Raw genomic sequence first — 16,063 nt, 5'->3', positions numbered from 1 at the left:
AGGCCACCCCGAGCCGTACTTTTAGCATCCCAACCAAATTTTTTAGCCAGTTTATAACTGGTATAGCTAACATGAATGGAATGCTCCAAACGATTGGAATGAATATGGTGGGGAATGTCAGCTAATTTTTGAACCTTAGGATGCTGGATCAGATGGCCTACATAGGTCATGTATTCTTTGTCACGATGATATTGCATAAGATAACCACCTTTCGTTGATAAGCTCTCCCAATAAGATCTCCATCAACTTCTTCTTACAGGTTAAGTATACTTCTTTTTCTCAAAATTTCCTTAAAGAAAACATCAAAATTCCTGCTGCCACTGCAACATTCAAACTCTCGGCCCGACCTGGCATAGGAATATGAACCAGCTGGTCTGCTTGTGCCGCCATTTCCTGGCTGATGCCATTTCCTTCATTCCCCATAACCAGAATAAACTGATCGGTCTGAGGAAGCTGACGGTAGTCAATGGAAGCTTCTGAAAGCGTCGTTGCGAGAACTGCTAGATGAGATTGCGCAGCTCGTTCCAATAGTTCTTCTCGATCCAGTTTCCAGATAGGAATATGGAAATGACTGCCCTGCATGGATCGAAGGGTCTTGAGACTGTATAGATCTGCGGAGGCTTTCGAAAGCATGACGCCATCAAAACCTGCTGCATCTGCTGTTCGAATCATAGTCCCTACATTGCCGGGATCCTGTACATCCTCTAAATAAAGGTAGCGACCTTGTAACTGATCTGGAAGGACTGGTTGCTCCAGAGCGATCTCTGCGACAATCCCTTGCGGAGTCTTCGAATCTGCCAAGAGACTTAAGATCTCCGGGGTCACGACGGTGACTTTTTGGATGTTCTCTACCCGGTCTAAATAGGCTTCTAAAACAAAGACCTGTTGAATCTTCGCTTGATTTTCTACTGCCTCTTCAAACAGATGCCAGCCTTCAATGAGATAAGAATCTGTCCGGTATTTTTTTTGATGTAATTTTTTAGCATTTTTGATTACATTATTGGATTTAGACGTTATAATATTCATAGAACTATTATAGCACAAAGAAAAAGAAGAAATCATGCCTCAGATAGATTTCTTCGAGTCAAGGAGGTCGTACATGCAAAAGGTAAAAATGATTGCCCAAGGACGGGTTCAAGGGGTTGGCTTTCGCTGGGGAGTGTACAGTCTTGCTTTAGAGATCGGTGGGATCACTGGCCGTGTCTGGAATAATGACGACGGAACAGTTGGCATTCTGGCACAGGCAGAGTCTAGTAGCCAAATGGCCAAATTCATCCAAGAAATTCGCAAAGGTCCTACGCCTTTTGCGCATGTGACTTATTTAGATGTTACGCTCGCAAACTTTGAAAACTATACAGACTTCAAAATTGCAAATTAAGACTAGAGAACTATTGTGTATTTTCAAAAAAAACAGTAGAATAGAAAGGTAACATTAAAAAAAAGAAGGAACTATTTGTGAAAAAAAATAAACTTGCATTACTTGCATCGATGGGACTAGCTTCGCTTGTCTTCTTATCAGGATGCGTGAGTGTCGATCGGAAAACTGGAAATCCGACTGGATTGATCTGGAATCTTCTTGGCCGTCCAATGGGCGAAGCCATCAAATTCTTTGCCAACAACCTTGGCTTAGGCTTTGGGATCGGGATTATTATCGTCACCTTGATCGTACGGTTAATCATCTTGCCACTTGGTTTGTACCAATCATGGAAGGCAACCTACCAATCTGAAAAGATGAACTACTTAAAACCTATCCTTGGGCCAATCCAAGAGCGCATGAAGAACGCTAGCACACAAGAAGAAAAGCTATTGGCGCAACAGGAATTAATGGCTGCTCAACGTGAAAATGGAGTTAGCATGTTTGGTGGAGTTGGGTGTTTGCCACTCTTGATCCAAATGCCATTCTTCTCAGCTCTCTTCTTTGCAGCTCAGCACACCAAAGGGGTAGCAGATAGTAGCTTCCTTGGCATTGCTCTCGGCAAACCAAGCTTGCTCTTGACAGCGATCGTAGCAGTTCTTTACTATATCCAAAGTATGCTTTCTCTTCATGGAATTGAAGATGAAACCCAAAAGGAAAGCATGCGCAAAGCATCACTGATGAGTCCGATTATGATCGGTGTCTTCTCATTGATCTCCTCAGCCGGAGTAACTCTTTACTGGGTAGTCGGTGGGGTGATCCAAATTATCCAACAATTTGTCATCAACTACTTGATTCGTCCAAATCTTCGCAAACGAGTCGCTGAGGAATACAAAAACAATCCTCCTAAAGCGACTAGTCACCGCGTGAAAAAAGATGTCACACCTACTGCAACGACACAAATCCAACACAAACCAAAAAACAACCGCAATGCAGGAAAACAACGCAATAGAAAGTAGTACAAACTACTAATTCTAGCGGTATACAGTAGCACTTGAACCCAAGGTTCAAGTGCTTTTTTTGATATCGTTCAGTCAGCAAAGAATTTTCACTCTCACAAAAAGATTAAGAGCACAAAAAAACAAGCCCTCTTGGAGGGCTTGCGTTTTATAGTTACGCTGTTTTTTCTACGTTCAAAATTTTCACTTGGTAGCTTCCAGCTGGTGTCTCAACAGTGACAACGTCACCTGTCTTCTTACCAATCAAAGCGTGACCGATTGGGCTTTCGTTAGAAATCTTTCCTGCAAAGGCATCTGCCCCTGCTGAACCAACGATGCTGTATACTTCTTCATCTGTTTCGCCAACTTCTTGAACTGTAACGGTTTTTCCGATCGCTACTTCGTCTACTGCAACAGCGTCACTATCGACGATTTCTGCATAACGGATTTTTGTTTCCAAGCTAGAGATTTGACCTTCAACAAAAGCTTGTTCATCTTTTGCCGCTTCATACTCAGAGTTTTCTGAGAGGTCACCATATGAACGAGCGATCTTAATCCGTTCCACCACTTCAGGTCGACGGACCAATTTCAATTCTTCTAATTCTTGTTCCAATTTTTCTTTTTCTGCTAGGGTCATTGGGTATGTTTTTTCTGCCATTATTCTTCTCTTTCTATTATTTGAATGAAAAAGCTGTGGACGCGCCACATGCTTTTTCTAGTTTGAACTTGCTTGTGTCAATTTACTATTGACGTGTTCTTCAACATTTTTATTGTGTTCTTCGTATGTCTTAGCGAAGAAAACTTCACCATTTTCGACATTTGCGACAAAATACAAGTAATCGGTCTTACTTGGGTTCACCACCGCTTCGATCGCTGATACTCCAGGGTTATCCACTGGGCCAGGCATCAAGCCGGTATTCTTATAAATATTATAAGGTGAATCCAGCTCTGTATTGATCGTTGCATCTTCTTTTAAGGTCGTCTTTTGACCAAGTTTCCCTTCTGCATAAAGAATTGCAATATTACTTTGCAAAGGCATGTCTTGGTTCAAGCGGTTATAGAAGACACTCGCGATATCTTTGCGGTCCTGATCCGTCGCCCCTTCTTTTTCAACCAAGGAAGCAAGAGTCAATACTTCGTTTACATTGATGTTCTTGCTCTCAAGTGTTTCATAGTATGGGCTTAAGTTTTGATCCATTGCCGCAAGCATCTGATCGATCATCTCTTTCACTGTGGTATCTTTCCCATAGTTATAAGTTGCTGGGAAGAGATAACCTTCTAAACGGTAGCGAACACCAGAATCCTTACTTGGCAGATTCGCCAAGAGCTTAGGATATTTGGCCACCATCTTCTCAATAAAGGCATCGTCTTGGACAGCCTTCAAGAAATCTTCTTTCTTAAATGGAGTCTTGCCTGCCTTCTTAGTGGAGACATTGGTGGTGATAGCCGTCGCAATCTGATCGATCGTATAACCTTCTGGAATCGTGACCTTTCCAAGAACTGGAGCCTGAGGAGTTTTGGTTCCCTCTTCTTGCAGTTTTTGGATGATGGTTTCTAGATCCATGCTCTTTTGCAAATTGAAATAACCAGATTTGAAATTGCTATAGTTCTTGAACTTGGTATAGTAGTTAAAGAACTGACCATTTTTCACGAGTCCTTTTTTCTCAAGGATCGCGCCAATCTCACGATTACTTGAACCTGCTGGAATCTCAACCGTTACGAATTCTGTTGCATTTTTATCCATCGGCTTGACAGCTGAATGGATATAGGTCACAGCAAAGATCCCTGTAGCCACGATCACAATCAGCAAAAGGCTGACCACTGTCCGCACAATTCGTTTAGCGATTTTATTTTGTTTCTTTTGTTTTTGTTGGCGCTGGTTACGAGAAGAGCGCGATAAGCTTTCCTCTACCGGTTCCTGACTTGGTTCTTTTGGAGCAGGCTTTGGAAGCTCACTCTTTTCTTCCACAGCAGGAGTCGCCTTTTCTGGCTCCACTGGTTCTTCTTTGGGAGCCAACGCAGATTCTTCTACTTTTGGAGGTAGTGTTGCTTCTTCCTCCTCTTTCAGTGAAGAAGGGGTTTCAATACTTCGATCAGGTAGATCATACTCTTTTTCGATTTTTAGAAGTTGCTCATTGGCCTCTTCTAAGTCTCTGAGGATCTGCTCTTTGAAGCTTAATAACTTCTCACTGTCTTGTGATTTATCAGTCAAATAATTGACCTCCCTCATCATAATCCTTAATATTATATCTTAAAAGATTTAGAAAAGCAATACAAATCGCCTTTCTTCTTTAAAATACCTATTTAATCAAGTTTTTCATTTTCCCAGACCAGATTGTACCAAACTTCACCCGCATATTGGGATTCTGACCGGCCTTCATTGGTAAATCCTTGCTTTTCATAATAAGGAATCAAATAATCATGACAGGTCAAATTGATCCCTTGGCGATTATCTTTCAACGCAATCTCTTTCATCGCTTCAAGCAAAAGGGTTCCCACTCCAAGTCCTTGAGCTTCTTTAGCAATGGATAGACTCGTAATGGAAATAAAGCCCTGTTCTAACTGACTTAGATCTTCAACCTCTGAAAAAGAGGAATCGATCAAATAGCGCTCCGGTCTAACAGGTCCTTCTAAATAGCCTAAAATCTGACCCTGGCACTCTGCTACAAGAAATGTCGTTTGAATCTTTTCGATGTGATCTTTTAAAATCTCACGCGCAATCGCTTCTTCTTCTGAGAAATTTTCAAGCTCAATGCGCTCGATGGCATCCAAATCCTGCAGCTCTGCCTGTCTAATGTGAATCTTTTCTTTCATCATTTACTCCTTCTATCGTTCCCAAACCATATGGACACCTCGATCAGACTCAGCTTCATCTCGAAATCCTTGCTGGGAAAAATAAGATAGTAAGTCTTCTGGGCAATCGATCCAAATGGCTTCCTTTTCCTTTTGAACAGCTAGATCCTTTAAAGCAGCGATCAAAATAGAACCATAGCCTTGACCTTGAAAGGCTGGTCTCACTGCTAGTCGCAATACAATTAGGTCTCTTTTTAAAGGCTGGTCTTCTGTCGCCAACAAGTAAGCCACAGCATCCCCCGCCTGCTCTGCAAGCAAAGAAATGGCTTCCTTCGAACCTAGCGCTTCCTCAAGAGTGGCCCTGTGCTCCTTTCCTTCATTGTCATGAAGTTCTTCTTCTAGCAAGCCCAGCTGTTCTTGATCAGCTGGGGTGATTGATCGAATCATCATCCTGCATTCCTCATCTCATACTCCTTCAGTGGACAGATAAATTTGAGTCTGGAACCAATCGATTCCAGACTCAATCATCTCTTATTGTACACTATGTGTCAAACTAGATAATAAACGCTCAAATGAGTATTCATAGGTTTGAATATCTCCTGCTCCCATAAAGACATAGACTGCATTATCATGGTCAAGAAGAGGAGAAACATTCTCAGCTGTAATAATCGCTGAGCGTTTGACAATTTTTGCTTCCAAATCTTCAACTTTCACATCGCCGTGATCAACTTCACGCGCAGAGCCATAGATCTGTGCCAAGTAAACAGCATCTGCTTGATTCAACGCTTCTGCAAATTCATCTAACAAGGCAATGGTCCGTGTAAAGGTATGTGGTTGGAAAATGGCCACAATCTCTTTGCTTGGGTATTTTTGACGGGCCGCATCCAAGGTTGCAATAATTTCCGTTGGATGATGCGCAAAGTCATCGATGATCACTGTTCCATTGACTACTTTTTCAGTGAAGCGACGTTTCACGCCAGCAAAGGTCTTCAAATGCTCGCGGACTAAATCTAAGTCAAATCCTGCAATGTAAAGCAAGCCAATGACAGCTGTGGCATTCATGATGTTGTGACGACCAAATGTTGGGATATGGAATTGCCCCAAGTCTTCTCCACGGAAATGAACGTTGAAGGTTGAACCAGTCGTTGAACGAAGCAGGTTGCTTGCCACAAAATCGTTCGTCTCCTTATCAAAACCATAGTAATAAATTGGTGCTGATGAGGTAATCCGACGCAATTCTTTGTCTTCTCCGTAGATGAAGAGGCCTTTACTGATTTGTTTGGCATAATCATTAAAGGCATTAAAGACATCTTCCAAGCTCGTGAAATAGTCTGGATGGTCGAAGTCAATATTGGTAATGATGCTGTATTCAGGATGGTAAGGCATAAAGTGGCGTTCATACTCATCTGATTCAAAGACAAAGTATTTGGCTGCTGCAGAGCCACGACCTGTCCCGTCACCAATCAAATAACTGGTATCAGTGATATTTGATAAGACGTGAGAAAGCATCCCTGTTGTTGAGGTTTTCCCGTGTGCTCCGGCAACCCCCATACTGACAAAGTCACGCATAAATTCACCAAGGAATTCATGGTAGCGTTTATAAGTTAGGCCATGCTCATCTGCATAAGCAATTTCCACATTGTTATCTGGACGGAAAGCATTCCCGGCAATGAGGATCTTGTCGCCTTCCAAATTTTTCACATCAAATGGATAAATTTGAATTCCTACTTGTTCCAAGCCACGTTGCGTAAAGTAATACTTCTCAACATCTGACCCTTGAACCGTATGTCCCATTTGGTGAAGCATGAGGGCTAAAGCACTCATCCCTGCTCCTTTAATTCCAATAAAATGGTATGTATTAGACATGTTTTCTCCTTATTCTTGATCTAGATGGGTTAAATCCAATTCTTGTTTGATTGGCTGTGGTTTCAACTTGTGCTGATCTTTATTGTATATTTGGCTAGTCTTTAAGAAATCATAATTGTTTTTCTTTTCAGTCGGTTCTGCCACTTCTGGTTCTCCTGCAGATTCGAACTCTGCAAGGATCAACTGATCTTGTCGTAATCGTTTGCTATATTTCAATAATTCACCCGGATTTTCCTTTTGGAAGGGAGCCGTTGGCTGACCAGGTTTTCGTTCAGAAATAAATGGTTTTTTCCGTTTACTTGTAGTAGCTGCTGGATCCGTTGTCAGATAGGGAGCTGTGCGTTTCTTTTTCAGATCTTCACGAGCGCGCTCTCTCGCTTCCTCTGCATAACGATTGGCTGGGCTTTTTTTATCAATCGGCTCTTTAAAATCAGGTTTTCTTACTGGCCGTCTTTTCGGTAGGGGCTCTTCTAATGGTTGGTGGTAAGGATGCTTAGGTTTGGTATTTTCAGCAATCGGTTGCCATTCCAAATAATTTTTATCCACATAGTCGCCTGTAATGTTACTAATCAAGTCTGTTTCATCATACAGGTTCATGTGGGGCATCTCTGTTAACATCAACTCATTATCCCCTACTTGAGGAAAATATTTTTCTGTCATGCTTTCTTCCTTTCGACACTCCATTAATTATAAACTATTCACAGAATTTTTCAAGCTATTCTGACTGAATTCCAAGAATCTCACGAATTTCCTCAACCGATAAACTAGATCGTGTTTCCGTTCCGTCTAAAATCGTTGAGACCAAGTGTCTTTTGGAAGCTTGTAGTTCTTGGATTTTTTCTTCGATCGTACCACGAGTAATCATGCGGTAAACTTCAACATTTTGTTCCTGTCCCATTCGATGGGCACGTCCAATAGCCTGGTCTTCCACTGCAGGATTCCACCACAAATCGACTAAGATGACCGTATCGGCACCAGTGAGGTTCAATCCAACCCCTCCAGCCTTCAGAGAAATGAGAAAAGCATGGCGCTCACCTGCATTAAAAGCATTGGTCATTTCTTGTCGATCTTTAGCGGGAGTAGAACCTGTGATTTTAAAGGAGGTCATGCCAAGCTGGTCAATCTCCTGCTCTAGGATATCCAGCATGCCTCTAAATTGAGAGAAGATCAAAACCCGGTGTTCGCCATCCTTGATTTGACCCAAAAGATCTCGAAGGCTCTCCAATTTCCCACTATCTCCCTGATAGTCTTCCATAAAGAGGGCGGGGGTATCACAGATTTGGCGAAGGCGCATGAGACCCGAGAGAATTTCCACCTTACTCCGATTTAGTTCTTCCTCGCTAGAGCTTCGAACCCGATCTTGAATTTGTTTTAATTGAGCCAAATAGATCGTTTTTTGGCTTTCATCCAACTCATTGTGGTAGGTTGTTTCAATCAAGTCCGGTAATTCTTGGAGCACTTCATCTTTTTTCCGTCTCATGACAAAAGGTTTGACAAATCGTGCAATGGTCTCAGGACTCAATTTTTGAAATTCTCTTTTAGCTGGGAAGAGCCCTGGAAGGACAATTTGGAAAATGGACCAGAGTTCACCCACATGATTTTCAATCGGTGTCCCAGATAGGGCAAACACATGCGGAACCTCAAAGCCACGTAAGTGTTGGGCAATCTTGGTTTGGGCATTTTTCATGACCTGGGCTTCATCTAGAATCAAGTACTCATACTGATTCTTCTGGTATTCCTCCACATCTTGACGAAAAGACGCGTAACTAGTGATAACTACCTGTGGATTGGTTGCGATGAGTTCATCTCGGTGCTGCTTGAGACCATAGACGACTGCCACTTCCATCTGAGGAGCGAATTTTGAAAATTCTTGTTTCCAATTGTAGATGAGACTAGATGGAGCTAGAATCAAGATTTTAGTTTCTTTTTTTGCGACACTGGTCAAGAAGGAAATAGTCTGCAGGGTTTTCCCAAGCCCCATATCATCCGCTAAAATACCACCAAAACCATAATGATTTAACATGGAGAACCATTTAACCCCTGTTTCTTGGTAATCCCTTAGGGTCGCTTGGATTGTCATCTGAGGGAGTTGGAAGTCTTCTGGATGAGTCAAATCATGAGCTAAATTTCGAAAGTCTTCTGAAAAATGAACATTGTCTTGATCTGCCAACAAATCAGATAGCTGATAAGCGGCAATCCGGCGGGCTTGTAGTTTCCCACCCTTGCTCATTTTCGCCCGCAGATCTGCTAAGGCTCGACTGATCTTCTTGGTTTCTTCATCAAAGACAAGAACTTTCCCTGTATGGCTGACAAAATAGTCTTTTTGCCCTACTAGAGCTTTGAGGACCTGGTCCACTTCGGCTGGATCCACACTTTCAAAGTCAAAACCGATCTCCAGTAGACTGCCATTGGTTTTAACATCAATTTTTGGACGCTCCACTTGATAAAGATCTAAAAGGCTATCAGAGAGGGTAACCTCTCCTAAGGCTTCAAAAGTCGGGATCTGTTGGTGAAAGAATGGATAGATTTGCTCACTTGATAAAGGACTTCTTTGGGAAGAAAAATCATCCGTAAAACCTGCTGCTAGCATGGTTGAAAAGACTTCTTGCTCCTTATCGAAATCACTAGAATAAGGAAGATTGAGAAGTTCCTCACGCGTGGTCACCACACGATCCTGGTATTGAAAGACAACATCCAGTAATACAGTCTGATCCTGTGCTAGATCAAAATGAAATTCCGGAGTGAAATCGTGGATTAAAAAGCTGGTCGGGGCTGTTATTTGTCCCAGTTTTTTGAACTCTTTTAAACTATAGGAAAGCTTTGTTTGATCCGTTGGATCAAAATGCAGTCGTTTTTTGCGATCCTGATCCATTGGAAGATCTTGGATGGCCTTCCATAGGGTTCGCTGTTGGGGCGTCAGGTGATAGAAGACACCATTTCGAAACAGGTAAACAGCAGACTCGACAACCTTCACTTGTGGCTCAGTAATGATCAATTCGTAAAAATCACCATGGTCTTCCACCTGAAAGTGAAAGAGATCTTCCTCCCCATGGACATCCTGAAAATAGACTTCAGAAAAATCATACAAGCTGTATTGCAAGAGGAAGGAATCCAAATTCATCAGTAATTCTACAGCTTCTTCAAAGAGAGTCGGTGGAAAATAAAGATGGCGCCCAGCATTGGGAAAGAAATCTTGCTCTTTCGAGCCACTATCTGTGACCAAGCCTTGTAGGAAATTGATCACATCCTGACTAGGCCCATCAAATTCTAAATAAGAAATGGGTTCATAGTAACTTTTGCCAATTGCAAAGTGGCCTTCTTTCTGAAGGGTCTGCAAAAAAGCTAGTACATCTCTGATCACATAAGAACGCTCGTCTGGCAAGCGACGAATGCGAAGGGTCCATAAGAATTGACCAGAGTATTCATCCTCCTGCCCGACTGCTGATAAGACATAGCGTGTTGCTTTCTTTTCGATTTTTGGAAGGACCTGGTCTAAAAACAAACTTCCAAAAGAGACCTTCTCCTGCGTTTCTTCAGTCGCCGTGGCATCTTCTTCAAGACTTGCAAGAGCTGCTTTCCCACTGTCATCATTCTTCAAAAAAGCTTCCACAGCTGCCAGATGCGTACAGAATTTTTTCTTTTGAAAGAAAGCACAGCTACAAAAAACGGCATCGTCGTCCAAACTGTACCGCAAGCTTTCTTCTTCCACCCGAAAATACAGGTATTTTTCATTTACTTCCTGAAGGGAAACTTTCCCAGCTTCATAGAGAAGGCTCCCTTGTGAACGAACCTTCCCAGGAATTAATTTTGCCATGTTTACCACCTTAGATTAATCCCTTTATTATACCATATTTAAGATAAAATTAGAAAAGATAATTTTACTATTAAAAGGATTTTAACTTACTTTTAGAAAAAAACTGAGACAGTCTTGTCCCAGCTTTTCACCTGATTTCGTAATAGAGTTACCTCAATCAGCTATCCATGATTTTTCTCTTTTAACCGTCTGAGCGAACAATAGACAGAATAGCTAAATAGAGAGGAGAAAGATCCCGATAGCCCACAAAAAATACGACCTATTTTTTAATAAATCCCCAACAATAGGATCAAGAGCTCCAAGCTTACGATCGAACCGAGAAACAAGAGATACAGATAGATTTTAAATAATAAGTACACAAACCTAAAGCTCTCATGATCTTCATGAGTTTACTCTTCTCAACCTTAAAAAAAGCTAAGGAATAAAGCATATCCGGACTATGATACTACGCATCTGACTATCCTCCACTTCATTTTACCAGCTTATTAAAAAAAGCAACGCTTATGCGCTACTTTTAGTTGTTTTCATAGTTGGAAGAATGAGCATTTTATCATTTGAAATATCCTTCTCCACTTTGATCCATTTGTCTCGTATTCCCTACTTCCGTTTTCGCGCAATCAAATGGATTGGAGTTCCTTCAAAAACAAAGGCCTTGCGAATTTGGTTCTCCAAGAAACGGAGGTATGAGAAGTGCATCAGTTCTTCTTCGTTAACAAAGACCACAAAAGTTGGCGGCTTGGTTGCCACTTGTGTCGCATAGAAGATCTTGAGGCGTTTTCCTTTGTCGGTCGGCGTTGGATTAATGGCAATGGCATCCATAATCACATCGTTCAAGACAGCTGAAGGAATCCGCGTATTTTGACTCTCACTGATCTGTTTAATCATCTCTGGTAACTTGTGCAAGCGTTGTTTAGTTAGGGCAGAAACAAAGACAATCGGCGCATAAGAAAGGTATTGGAATTGATCGCGAATGTCATCTTCCCACTGCTTCATGGTATGGTTGTCTTTTTCAATAGTATCCCATTTATTGACAACAATGATCATACCTTTACCAGCCTCATGAGCAAAGCCAGCGATCCGCTTGTCGTACTCCCGAATCCCTTCTTCGGCATTAATGACCATCAAAACCACATCTGAACGGTCGATGGCACGCATGGCACGCATGACAGAATATTTCTCAGTGTTTTCATAGATTTTACCAGATTTGCGCATACCGGCTGTATCGATCATGGTAAATTCTTGGCCATCTGCATCAGTAAAATGGGTATCGATGGCATCCCGTGTAGTTCCAGCAACAGGGCTTGCGATGACCCGGTCTTCTCCAAGGATCGCATTGATCAAGCTTGATTTCCCAACATTTGGGCGACCAATCAAGCTAAATTTGATGATATCTGGATTTTCTTCTTCTGTGTCATTCGGAAGATTTTCGATGATGGCATCGAGCACATCCCCAGTTCCGATCCCGTGGACAGAGGATACCGGTAGTGGCTCACCCAGTCCCAAGGCATAAAAGTCATAGATATCATTGCGCATCTCTGGGTTATCCACCTTGTTGACCGCTAGAATCACCGGTTTATGGGTCTTATACAAGATACGAGTGACATATTCATCCGCATCCGTGATCCCTTCTTTTCCAGAAACAACAAAGACGATCACATCTGCTTCGTCCATGGCAATTTCTGCCTGATGCTTGATTTGCTCCATAAATGGGGCATCTACGTCATCAATTCCCCCCGTATCAATGATACTAAATTTTCGATTCAACCACTCAGCTGTTGCATAAATGCGGTCACGAGTGACTCCTTCTACATCCTCAACGATGGAAATCCGCTCACCGGCAATCCGGTTAAAGAGTGTCGATTTTCCGACATTGGGACGGCCTACAATCGCAATAGTTGGTAGGGCCATGATTTCCTCTTTTCTAATGAAAGGCGAGACTTCGGTTCAAGAACGCCTCTCTTCATTTCATAATAGTTTGTGTTTTTCTAGTAGTTTTTTGGTCTCTTCTTGTTCAGGTTGACCAAATTGAGCTGCAAGGCGCTCGCTCCAGCTATCGGTTGCACGCGCTCCAGCGTAATCTGCCTGAACCTTGTCATAGGCAGTCACAACTGATAGGTCTTGTTCTTGGTATTCTTCTTCAAAAGCAACCTGTTCCAATGGCAAACGTGGTTTCACTGCATGCTGCTGATTAGGTACTCCGAGAGCAATCCCAAAAACAGGATAGGTATAGTCTGGCAGACGGAATAGTTCTGCGACTTCTTCTGAACAGTAGCGCAACATGCCGATCATCACTCCACCATAGCCGAGACTTTCAGCTGCCAATAGTGTATTTTGAGCTGCTAGAGCCGCATCCACTGAGGTGATCAGTAAGTTGTCCACCCCTTCAGGATGAAAATCCTGCTCATGAAGTTTGACAGCTTTTTCAGCACGGTTTAAATCCCCAACAAAGAGGAGAAAGACGGCTGATTGGTGAATCGCTTCTTGAGGAAGCAAGTCGTAAAGAGCTTCTTTCTTTTCCTTGCTTTTGACCACAATCACAGAATAAGACTGAAAGTTTTTCCAACTTGATGCCATCTGCCCAGCTGATAAAATTTCCTGGAGGTCAGCTTCTTTGATGGCTTCTTCCTTAAAACGGCGAACAGAAAAATGAGATTTCATTAAACGGATGGTTTCATTCATCGGCGATTGACTCCTTCCAGATGGATTTCCTTGGCTAAAAATTTCACGCGCTCCATGACCCGTTTGGCCTGCCAGGTTTCATCTCCATTGCGCGAAGCCGCAAAATGACGTTCCAACTCTTCAAAATTAAAGTTAGAAGTAAAGAAGGTTGGGAGATTTTCCTGCATTCGGTGCTGCAAAATCACCTGTAAGATTTCATCTCGCACCCAGGCTGACATCTGTTCCGCACCGATATCATCGAGAATTAAAATTTCGGCTTTTTTCACCTGATCGACGGTTTCTTTGACCAAGCCTGAACTGATGGCATTTTTTACATCGATAGCAAAACTTGGGAAATGAAGTAGGGTAGTAGAGGCCTGACGTTTTTCGGATAAATCATGAGCCAAGGCTGCCATCATGTAGCTCTTTCCTACTCCAAAATCACCATAGAGGTAGATCCCCTTTTGATATTCCGGATAGTTGGCTACAAAATTGGCTAATTCTTCAAAGGCCTCAAATCGTCCCTTATCATCGAGCTCTACCTTGGCTAGACTCGCCTCTTTCAAGGTTGAAGGGAGATTTATCAAGTTGAGACGTTGGTTGATCTCAGCTCGTTTTTGGGCTTCGATTAACTCTGGTGTTTCCTCATAAGCGACATCCGCATAGCCTTCATTCATGGTGAGGATGGGCTTATAACCTTTGGCAATATAATCCGGATCTCCCAATAAGAAACGGTTGCGTTCACTAATGTATTGATTAAATTTTGAAATACTCCGTCGAATTTCTTGTTCAGACAAAGACTGGTCCTTGATAAAGGCAGCCACTTCTTGGTCTGCCAAGATCTGTGCGACCAAATCCTCATAGTTAAATTGACGCGCACGGTTCATGTGAGACATGGTTTGACCTACACTTTCCATCTACTCACCTCCTTGATTCAGTTTTTCTAATAGGCGTTGTTTCTCTTTAGCAAGATCCACCTTTTCTGCTTGACTGGTTTGATTTTGATAGTTTGGTTGGCTCCACTTGGGAACATTGCTGTTCTTGCCCTTGGCTGATGTAGGACTCGTCCCCTTGTTTCCTTGAGCTTTAGCTTGTTCCTGGCGTTCTCGAACTTTTAAAATCGCTAGTTCTGCACTGTTGACCCCTTGATAAGAAAAATCATTTCCCACCTTCAAAGCATACTTTTCATTGAGATTAGCAGACTGGGTCTTGTTAAAGGTCAACAACAAGATAATATTGATCACCTCGTCTAGTAAGCCTAGATCAGCTAACTTGGATAATGTCTTGCGTTCGCTCTGCGTAATGGTCGCATTGCGCGCCTTCTTAATCTCTGCTAGAAATTGTAGGCTGGATTTTGCCTTAGCTTCCCTCAGAATGGTTTCTTCCTGACGGCTATAGGACATGCGTGGTTGCTCTTGGCTCGCCTGAGCCAACTTTTGCTTCATTCTCTTTGGAGAGACAATCCGGTCTACAGCTGTTTCTTTCGCTAAAAGATAAGTTTCATACCAGGTCCATTGTTGTTCTTCTGCGATGGCAAAGAGGGCTAAGGTTGCTTCTCCTTCATCCGCAAAACGAAGTCCATCACGCCCCATCATTCGCTTAAACATCTCCATATCGAACTGCTGTTTCTTACTTGGAAGAACGGTCGTCTCCCCAGCATCTATTCCAAAGACTTGCGAGAAGGAAACTTGCCGTCTAGTCCCTAAAGAGCGTACTGGGAGCAGATCTTCCACGGCCTTTTCCCCAATCTTTTTTACAAGCAAGCGTTTGAAAACAGCATTCGAAAAAAATTCTCCTGCCTCAAGAGGAGCATGTAACTGAATGGTGATCCCAACTTCTTCCTCATAGAGATCCATCAACCCCATGGCAATTAAGCGATCAAAGGCGAGTAGCAACTGTGGAAATCCTATATTCAAGTGATTGAGGATTTGAGCAAGTATATATTGTTTTTCACCCTGATCATAAGAGGCCAGCAGATAACGATAAACTGCTACTGTTTCCGTCTCCAAAATAGGCAGGTAATACTGCTCCAATGCAGCCCCTGCCGGTGGAAGAAGATTATTTTTTAAAAATGCGAAAGGCGTATTGGGCTTCATCTATTTTTCCTTTTTCTTCTTGGTTCCCTTCGTAATTTGTTTCAAGAGGGTCTCTAACTCACCGACATCCTTGAAACTCCGGTAAACACTAGCAAAACGGACATAGGTGATCTCATCTAGATCTGCTAACTCATCCATGACCAATGAACCAATATACTCACTGTTGATTTCATTATCACTTTGGCTGCGAACCTTTTGTTCAATCCGGTTTACAATTTCTTCGATTTCGTCACTAGAAACAGGCCGTTTTTGAGCTGAGCGGATAATACCATTAAAGATTTTATCACGAGAAAATTGCTCGCGTGTCCCATCCTTTTTGACAACCACTAGGGTCCGCTCTTCCACTCGCTCGTAGGTAGTAAAGCGATAATGGCACTCTTCGCATTCCCTGCGACGACGGATGGTGTTCCCATCTTCAGCTTGTCGACTATCCACCACACTAGACTTACTTCCACCACATTTTGGACAACGCATTTGCTACCTC

15 protein-coding genes and 1 pseudogene are annotated in these 16,063 nt (G+C 42.5%); 2 read left to right on the top strand and 14 right to left on the bottom strand.

Annotation, left to right across the window (positions count from 1 at the left end):
• A pseudogene (locus tag O3646_RS06235) lies at window positions 1-197 on the bottom strand (HAD family hydrolase); the annotation flags it as partial.
• Window positions 198-279: 82 nt separating this feature from the next.
• Window positions 280-1,026: an RNA methyltransferase gene (locus tag O3646_RS06230; protein ID WP_070595552.1), complete on the bottom strand. Its 747-nt coding sequence runs from the start codon at window positions 1,024-1,026 to the stop codon at window positions 280-282.
• 73 nt (window positions 1,027-1,099) lie between these two features.
• Between O3646_RS06230 and O3646_RS06225 the strand changes: the two genes are divergently transcribed.
• The gene (locus O3646_RS06225; RefSeq protein ID WP_023918900.1) at window positions 1,100-1,378 is read left to right on the top strand and encodes an acylphosphatase; all 279 of its coding nucleotides are present in this window, start codon (window positions 1,100-1,102) and stop codon (window positions 1,376-1,378) included.
• 77 nt (window positions 1,379-1,455) lie between these two features.
• On the top strand, window positions 1,456-2,373 hold the full coding sequence (gene yidC / locus O3646_RS06220; protein ID WP_003008377.1) for a membrane protein insertase YidC: 918 nt from the start codon (window positions 1,456-1,458) through the stop codon (window positions 2,371-2,373).
• A gap of 154 nt (window positions 2,374-2,527) precedes the next feature.
• Here the strand turns inward: yidC and greA are convergent, their stop codons facing one another.
• From greA to nrdR, 12 genes are all read right to left on the bottom strand, one after another.
• Entirely contained in the window at window positions 2,528-3,010 is a 483-nt protein-coding gene (gene greA, locus O3646_RS06215; RefSeq protein WP_003005389.1) for a transcription elongation factor GreA, read from the bottom strand.
• Between the two features lie 57 nt (window positions 3,011-3,067).
• On the bottom strand, window positions 3,068-4,585 hold the full coding sequence (gene mltG, locus O3646_RS06210) for an endolytic transglycosylase MltG (RefSeq protein WP_371610688.1): 1,518 nt from the start codon (window positions 4,583-4,585) through the stop codon (window positions 3,068-3,070).
• Between the two features lie 71 nt (window positions 4,586-4,656).
• Window positions 4,657-5,166: a GNAT family N-acetyltransferase gene (locus O3646_RS06205; protein ID WP_176745539.1), complete on the bottom strand. Its 510-nt coding sequence runs from the start codon at window positions 5,164-5,166 to the stop codon at window positions 4,657-4,659.
• Window positions 5,167-5,178: 12 nt separating this feature from the next.
• Entirely contained in the window at window positions 5,179-5,595 is a 417-nt protein-coding gene (locus O3646_RS06200; protein WP_201088017.1) for a GNAT family N-acetyltransferase, read from the bottom strand.
• Between the two features lie 81 nt (window positions 5,596-5,676).
• A complete protein-coding gene (gene murC / locus O3646_RS06195; protein WP_024054775.1) occupies window positions 5,677-7,011 on the bottom strand; it encodes a UDP-N-acetylmuramate--L-alanine ligase in 1,335 nt (444 codons plus the stop codon).
• Window positions 7,012-7,020: 9 nt separating this feature from the next.
• Entirely contained in the window at window positions 7,021-7,671 is a 651-nt protein-coding gene (locus tag O3646_RS06190) for a hypothetical protein (RefSeq protein WP_003017389.1), read from the bottom strand.
• A 55-nt stretch (window positions 7,672-7,726) separates the two neighbouring features.
• Window positions 7,727-10,825 carry a DEAD/DEAH box helicase gene (locus O3646_RS06185; protein WP_070675102.1) on the bottom strand — a complete coding sequence of 1,033 codons (3,099 nt, stop codon included), beginning with the start codon at window positions 10,823-10,825 and terminating at the stop codon, window positions 7,727-7,729.
• A 597-nt stretch (window positions 10,826-11,422) separates the two neighbouring features.
• Window positions 11,423-12,733: a ribosome biogenesis GTPase Der gene (gene der / locus O3646_RS06180; RefSeq protein WP_031575509.1), complete on the bottom strand. Its 1,311-nt coding sequence runs from the start codon at window positions 12,731-12,733 to the stop codon at window positions 11,423-11,425.
• Between the two features lie 57 nt (window positions 12,734-12,790).
• Window positions 12,791-13,504, bottom strand: a complete 714-nt coding sequence (locus tag O3646_RS06175) for a nitroreductase family protein (protein WP_371610687.1) — start codon at window positions 13,502-13,504, stop codon at window positions 12,791-12,793.
• Window positions 13,501-14,400 (bottom strand): primosomal protein DnaI, encoded by a 900-nt coding sequence (dnaI, locus tag O3646_RS06170; RefSeq protein WP_371610686.1) that lies wholly within the window; start codon window positions 14,398-14,400, stop codon window positions 13,501-13,503. Before dnaI ends, O3646_RS06175 begins: the two co-directional genes overlap by 4 nt.
• Window positions 14,401-15,579: a DNA helicase gene (locus tag O3646_RS06165; RefSeq protein ID WP_371610685.1), complete on the bottom strand. Its 1,179-nt coding sequence runs from the start codon at window positions 15,577-15,579 to the stop codon at window positions 14,401-14,403.
• Entirely contained in the window at window positions 15,580-16,053 is a 474-nt protein-coding gene (nrdR, locus tag O3646_RS06160; RefSeq protein ID WP_003005476.1) for a transcriptional regulator NrdR, read from the bottom strand.
• Window positions 16,054-16,063 lie beyond the last annotated feature (10 nt).

Origin of the sequence: Streptococcus sp. 27098_8_148 (assembly GCF_041432105.1) — a bacterium.
Taxonomy (GTDB): domain Bacteria; phylum Bacillota; class Bacilli; order Lactobacillales; family Streptococcaceae; genus Streptococcus; species Streptococcus parasanguinis_AE.
This window is presented reverse-complemented; position numbering and strand designations above follow the sequence as displayed.